Source organism: Streptomyces sp. NPDC093544, from assembly GCF_040683495.1.
Taxonomy (GTDB): Bacteria; Actinomycetota; Actinomycetes; order Streptomycetales; family Streptomycetaceae; genus Streptomyces.
In genome coordinates, this window is the sequence record NZ_JBFBEA010000008.1 from 330,318 (window position 1) to 336,510 (window position 6,193).

The window sequence follows — 6,193 nt, forward strand, 5'->3', positions numbered from 1 at the left end:
CGTAGCCCAAGACACGGACCGACCGCCGGTGTGACCATGTGCGCATGCTCCCGGGAGAAGATCGTGCCGCCCGGCGGGTGCTGCTGGTGTGCATGGCGGCAGGGGTGACGACTCTGCTCGACCAGTCGGTCCTGAACATCGCGGTGCCTGCGCTGCGTCAGTCGCTGGAGGCCAGTCCCACCGATGTGCAGTGGATCGTCGCCGGGTACTCGCTCACCTTCGGTCTGATGCTGGTTCCCGGCGGCAGCCTGGGTGACGTACGCGGCCGCAAAGGTCTGTTCCTGGTGGGGCTCTCGACCTTCGTGCTGAGCGGCGTGGTCGCCGCCACCGGTGGGCGGCCGGACATGGTGATCGTCGCGCGACTGGTGCAGGGCGCCGGCGCCGGCCTGGTCAACTCCCAGGTCATCGGCACCCTTCAGGACGTCTTCAGCGGCCTGGACCGGGCCCGCGCCCTGGGGCTGTACGCGGTCACCGGCGGTGTCGCCGCCGCGCTCGGACCGGCCCTCGGCGGCGCCCTGGTCGCGGCCTTCGGCCCGGAACTCGGGTGGCGGCTGTGCCTGCTCCTCAACACGCCCTGCGGGCTGCTCACCCTCTGGCTCGCGTTCCGCCGGCTCCCGGCGGCACGACGGACCGGCAGGCGGAGTCGGCTCGACTGGTGGGGGCTGATGTGGGCGGGTGCGCTGACCCTGGCGCTGATGCTGCCGTTCATCAGCACACCGGGCAGCGGCCGGGGGGCCGCGCTGTGGGCCGGCGCCGCAGTCGTCCTGGCAAGCTGTTTCGTGGTGGGGCAGCGACTGCGGGTACGGGCCGGGCGAGCGCCGCTGGTGCATCCGGCGCTCGCGCGTTCGCTCCCGTACACGCTCGGGACAGGCATCGCGATGGCCAGCTTCGGGTCCTCGCTGGCCGCGACACTGGTCCTGACCATGTTCCTGCAAAGTGGTCTCGGCCTCTCCGCGCTCACCGCCGCGGCGGTGACGCTCCCGTCGGCGGTAGCCATGGGAGTCGCCTCGGCCGGCGCCTGGCGGGTGGTGCGCCGCCTGGGACCGCACACCGTCACGGCCGGCCTCGGCCTCGGGATCCTCGCCCTGCTCGCCGGAGCGGCAGCCGCCGTCACCGCCCCGCGCACCGCGCTCCCTCTGGTGCTCGCCGCCGTTCAACTGCTCTCGGGCGCCGCCGCCGGCCTCACCATCTCCCCGAACCAGGCGCAGGTCCTCGAGCACGCCCCGGCCGAGGCCGCCGGAGTGGCCGGCGGCATTCTGCAGATGGCCCAGCGCATCGCCGCGGCCGTCGCCCTCAGCGCCGTCTCGGGAAGTTATCTGCGCGGCTCGTCAGGAGCAACGGGCGTACCCCGTACGGCTTTCGCCCACGCGACGCTTCTCTGTGCGGGTCTGCTCACCGTGGCCGTCGCGCTGTCGCTGCTGCGTCCTCGCCTCACGGGCCGACGGGGCCCGCCTCCGCTCCCGGCTTCCGGCTTCCGCACACCTTCAGCCCGCACCCGTTCACAAGGAACCGTCATGACCCTGCCGCCCACCACCACCGTCCGCTGGGTGACCGAGGACTGGGACGCGCCGTCTCCGGCCCTGCTCCGCGAGCAGATGTCCGCCGAGCTCGCCCCGCGCTACGCCCCGACTGCCCACCGCCGCGTCCGGCCGCCCCAGCCGAGGGCCGAGGAGATCGTCGTCACCTGGGTCGCGTACGCGGACGAGGTGCCCGTGGCCACCGCCTCGCTGCGCGGGCTGCCGGACCGTCACGAGGTGAAGCGGGTGTTCGTCCATCCCGATCATCGTGGCCGGGGGCTCGCCAAGGAGGCGCTCTCGGCCGTGGAGTCCTCCGCGCTCGGGCTCGGCATCGAGCGGTTGTGGCTGCAGACGGGCGAGTTCCAGCCTGAGGCCCAGGCGCTCTACGTGCGGGAGGGCTGGCAGCAGGTGCCGCCGTACGCTCCGTACGACGGCAACCCGTTCTGCTTCTGCTATACCAAGGCGCTCAAGCCGCTGGCTCGTTGACGGCCTGTCGCACTTCAGCTGACGTCCGTCAGCCACGCCACGACGGTCGCGGCAGGCCGAGGTGCTCACGCAGGGTCGTGCCCGTGTACTGCGTACGGAACAGGCCGCGGCGGCGCAGCTCGGGTACCACCAGGTCGGCGAAGTCGGAGAGCGTGCCCGGCAGATACGGGAAGGTCACGTTGAAACCGTCGGCGGCGCGGCCCTGGAACCACTCCTCGATGTGGTCGGCGATCTGTTCCGGAGTGCCGGTGATGGTGCGGTCGTCGGCGGCGAGGCGCTGGACGAGGTCGCCGATGGTGAGGTTGTCGCGGCGCGCGTGCTCGTAGATCTGCTGCTGTGCGGTGTGCGACTGGTTGGAGACCGGGAGTTCGGGGAGTGGGCCGTCCAGGGGGTAGGGGCTGAGGTCGAAGCCGCCGAGCCAGTACGAGAGGTCGGCCAACGCGACTTGTGGAGGCAGGAGTTCGGTGAGCCGGGCCAGCTTGTCGCGGGCCTCGGACTCGGTCGGCGCGGTGACCACGGACAGCGCGGGGAGGACCTTGAGGTGGTCCGGGTCACGGCCGTGCGCGGCGGCACGTGCCTTGATGTCGGCGTAGAACTCCTGCGCCTGGGTGAGGTCCCTGATGCCGGAGAAGATCACCTCGGCGATGCGGGAGGCGAGGTTCCTGCCCGCTTCGGAGGCGCCGGCCTGCACGATGACCGGGCGGCCCTGCGGCGGGCGGGCGATGTTGAGGGGCCCGGCGACCTTCAGGTGCTTGCCCTCGTGGTGGAGCGCGAGCAGCTTGGCCGGGTCGAAGTAGACACCGGTCGCCTTGTCGTGGCGGAAGGCGTCGTCCTCGAAGGAGTCCCACAGGCCCGCCACCACGTCGTAGAACTCCTCGGCGCGGGCGGCGATCCGGCCCAACACCAAGGCGCTGTTCGCCGAGACGCTGGGCAATCCGCGCGGCAACGTCCTCGATGTGCGCGCGGTGGCGGACGTGGCCCACGGGGCGGGTGTGCCGCTGATCGTGGACAACACCGTGCCGACCCCGTACCTGCTGCGTCCGATCGAGCACGGCGCGGACATCGTCGTCCACTCGGCGACCAAGTTCATCGGCGGGCACGGTACGACCATCGGGGGTGTCGTCGTCGACGGCGGCACCTTCGACTTCGGCGCGCACACCGAGCGCTTCCCCGACTTCACCGAGCCTGACCCCAGCTACCACGGCCTGCAGTACTGGCCGGCGCTCGGTCCCGGTGCCTTCGCCATCAAGCTGCGGGTGCAACTGCTGCGCGACCTCGGTCCGGCCATTGCGCCGCACTCCGCCTTCCTGCTCCTCCAGGGCGTGGAGACGCTCAGCCTGCGCATCGAGCGGCACTCCTCCAACGCCCAGGCCCTGGCCGAGTGGCTGGAGCAGCGTGACGAGGTCGCCGCCGTCCACTATCCGGGACTTGAGTCCAACCGCTGGTACGAGGCGGGGCAGCGGTATCTCCCGCGCGGCGCGGGCGCGGTGCTGGCCTTCGAGCTGCGGGACGGTGTCGAGGCGGGCAAGCGGTTCGTCGACGCCGTCGAGCTGTTCAGCCATCTCGCCAACATCGGTGACGTACGCAGCCTCATCATCCATCCGGCGTCCACCACTCACAGCCAGCTGGACGAGGCGCAGTTGACGGCGACCGGCACCTCGCCCGGCCTGGTGCGGCTGTCGGTCGGCATCGAGAACCTCGCCGATCTCAAGGCGGACCTGGAGGCAGGCTTCCGCGCGGCCAAGGGCGCGTCCTGAACACCGTACTGACACCCTCCGAGGTTCCCCTCCCGCCGGCCTCCGGGGCCTGGCGGGAGGGGGACCCTCCGGGACGCCGGCAGTGGCACACGCCGGCGAAGCCGGTTCCGCTGGAGGCGGGGGGTGAACTGCCGGGCGTGCGGCTGGCGTTCGAGACGTGGGGCCGGTTGGCGCCGGACGGTTCCAACGCCGTGCTGGTGCTGCACGCGCTCACCGGCGACAGTCACGTCAGCGGACCTACCGAGCCCGGTCACCCGACGCCCGGCTGGTGGAACGGACTGATCGGTCGAGGCCTCGCGCTCGACACGGACCGCTGGTTCGTCGTCGCGCCGAACGTACTCGGCGGCTGCCAGGGCAGCACCGGGCCGGCCGCACCGCGCCCCGACGGACGCCACTGGGGCAGCGCCTTCCCGTATGTGACGCAGCGTGACCAGGTCCTGGTGGAAGCCGACTTGGCCGACGCGCTGGGTATCGACCGCTGGGCCCTGGTGATCGGCGGGTCCATGGGCGGGATGCGTGCCGTGGAGTGGGCCGTGTCGTATCCCGAGCGCACGGACGCACTTCTGCTGCTCGCCACGACGGCCGCGGCGAGCGCGGAGCAGATCGCCTGGGCCAACATCCAGCTGCACGCCATCCGGAGCGACCCGTACTGGCGCGGCGGCGACTACCACGACGCCGGGCCCGGACTGGGCCCGCACTCGGGGCTCGGCCTGGCCCGTCGTCTCGCCCACGTCACCTATCGCAGCGAGCCGGAACTGCGGATCCGCTTCGGCCGCGCACCGCAGGGCACCGAGGACCCCTGGAACGGGGGCCGGTACCAGGTCGAGTCCTACCTCGACCACCACGCCGCCAAGCTGGTACGCCGTTTCGACGCCGGCAGCTACGTCACGCTGGCTGAGTCGATGGACAGTCACGACGTCGGTCGCGGCCGCGGTGGAACGAGCGCCGCGCTGCGCCGGGTGACCGCCAGAACCCTGGTCGCCGGCGTCGACTCCGACCGCCTCTATCCGACGTCCCAGCAGGCGGAGCTGGCCACGGGCATCCCCACGGCGGACAGCCTTCGGGTGATCGAGTCCCCCTACGGTCACGACGGTTTCCTCATCGAAGTGGAGCAGGTGGCCGCGCTCGTACGCGAGCTCGTCGGCTAGGACGGCCCGTCCGGACGCTCTTGTGGCGATGGCTCTCTGGACATCGGTTACGCCGGTTGGCCCGCTCAGTGGAACGGTCCTGGCCGCGTGACGTTGGCGCCTGCCATAGTCGATCAGCACGGGCCCGGCACACGTTCGATGTTCTCCCTATGCACACAGGAGAGTTGGCAATGTCGCAGGAATCGTTGAGCCGTAGAAGCATGCTGCGTCTGGGCGGGACAGCCGTCGCGGCCGTGGGACTCGCCGGCATCGCGTCCCCCGCAACGGCACTCGGCAGCGGAGCGGCCGACCTCGGCGCCGGCAGCACGTTCATGGCGTGGAAAGGCGTCACCGGTGACCAGCAGGTCTGGTGGAACAGCCTGCAGAACGGCGGAAGCGGCTGGAGCACCCCGCAGCCGGTCCCCGGCGCCTCGAGCAGCGCCGGAGTGGCTCTGGCGGGGCAGGCGAACGGGCCGCTGTTCATGACATGGAAGGGCGTCGCGGGCGACGAGAGGATCTGGTGGAACTGGTTCGACGGCAACACGTGGTCCGGGGCGCAGCCGGTACCCCGTGCCCTGAGCACCGTTGGTCCGGCCCTGGCCCCCTACGCCGGTGTCTTCATGGCGTGGAAGGGCGGCTCGGGAGACCAGCAGATCTGGTGGAACAGCTATTACGGCGGCTGGACCGTGCCGCAGGCGGTGCCCGGAGCCAGCTCCAGCTTCGGCCCGGCCCTGGCGGTCCGGAAGATCGGCTACGGCGAGCCCTACATGGCCTGGAAGGGCGTGGAGGGCGACCAGGCGGTCTGGTGGAACAAGTACCAGGGCGGTTCCACCGGCCAGAACACCTGGACCGTCCCGCGGACGGTCCCCGGCGCCTCCACCTCCGCGGGGGTCGCGCTGGCCGCACCGCCCGGCGGGGGCGTACACATGGCGTGGAAGGGTGTCGCGGGTGACCAGCGCATCTGGTGGAGCCAGACCTACCCGTCCTCCCCCGACGTCTGGACCACACCACAGGTCGTCCCGTACGCGACCACCGATGTCGGACCGGCCCTCGCGGTCTACGGCAGCTCGACCTACATGACCTGGAGGGAGACGCAGAGCGAGCAGGTCTTGTGGAGTCTGTTCAACGGCTCCGGCTGGACCACACCTCGACCGGTGTCCGGCGCAGCCACGAGTTTCCGGCCCGCCCTCGCCGCCCTCGGGAGCTGAAACGCAGGCTCTGCACGGCGTCGGCCCGTCCAGCGGACGGGCCGACCCCCGGGGGGGGGCCGGGCACCAGCGCCGCCCCACCACGGCCCGCAGCGCCG

Annotated in this window: 4 protein-coding genes and 1 pseudogene; 4 read left to right on the forward strand and 1 reads right to left on the reverse strand. The window is 71.6% G+C overall.

What is annotated here, in order from left to right:
• Nucleotides 1-44: 44 nt before the first annotated feature.
• Entirely contained in the window at nt 45-2,003 is a 1,959-nt protein-coding gene (locus AB0N66_RS15020) for an MFS transporter (protein ID WP_365433591.1), read from the forward strand.
• 28 nt (nt 2,004-2,031) lie between these two features.
• Here the strand turns inward: AB0N66_RS15020 and AB0N66_RS15025 are convergent, their stop codons facing one another.
• The gene (locus AB0N66_RS15025) at nt 2,032-2,907 is read right to left on the reverse strand and encodes an NtaA/DmoA family FMN-dependent monooxygenase (protein ID WP_365433676.1); all 876 of its coding nucleotides are present in this window, start codon (nt 2,905-2,907) and stop codon (nt 2,032-2,034) included.
• Here AB0N66_RS15025 and AB0N66_RS15030 point away from each other — a divergent pair.
• The 3 genes and pseudogenes from AB0N66_RS15030 to AB0N66_RS15040 all read left to right on the forward strand — a co-directional run.
• Nucleotides 2,885-3,760, forward strand: a pseudogene (locus AB0N66_RS15030) (PLP-dependent transferase); the annotation flags it as partial. The gene AB0N66_RS15025 and the pseudogene AB0N66_RS15030 sit on opposite strands and share 23 nt — an antisense overlap.
• The gene (locus tag AB0N66_RS15035) at nt 3,757-4,908 is read left to right on the forward strand and encodes a homoserine O-acetyltransferase (protein WP_365433679.1); all 1,152 of its coding nucleotides are present in this window, start codon (nt 3,757-3,759) and stop codon (nt 4,906-4,908) included. The pseudogene AB0N66_RS15030 and the gene AB0N66_RS15035, both read left to right, overlap by 4 nt.
• A gap of 170 nt (nt 4,909-5,078) precedes the next feature.
• A complete protein-coding gene (locus AB0N66_RS15040) occupies nt 5,079-6,095 on the forward strand; it encodes a hypothetical protein (RefSeq protein WP_365433595.1) in 1,017 nt (338 codons plus the stop codon).
• Nucleotides 6,096-6,193: the final 98 nt, after the last annotated feature.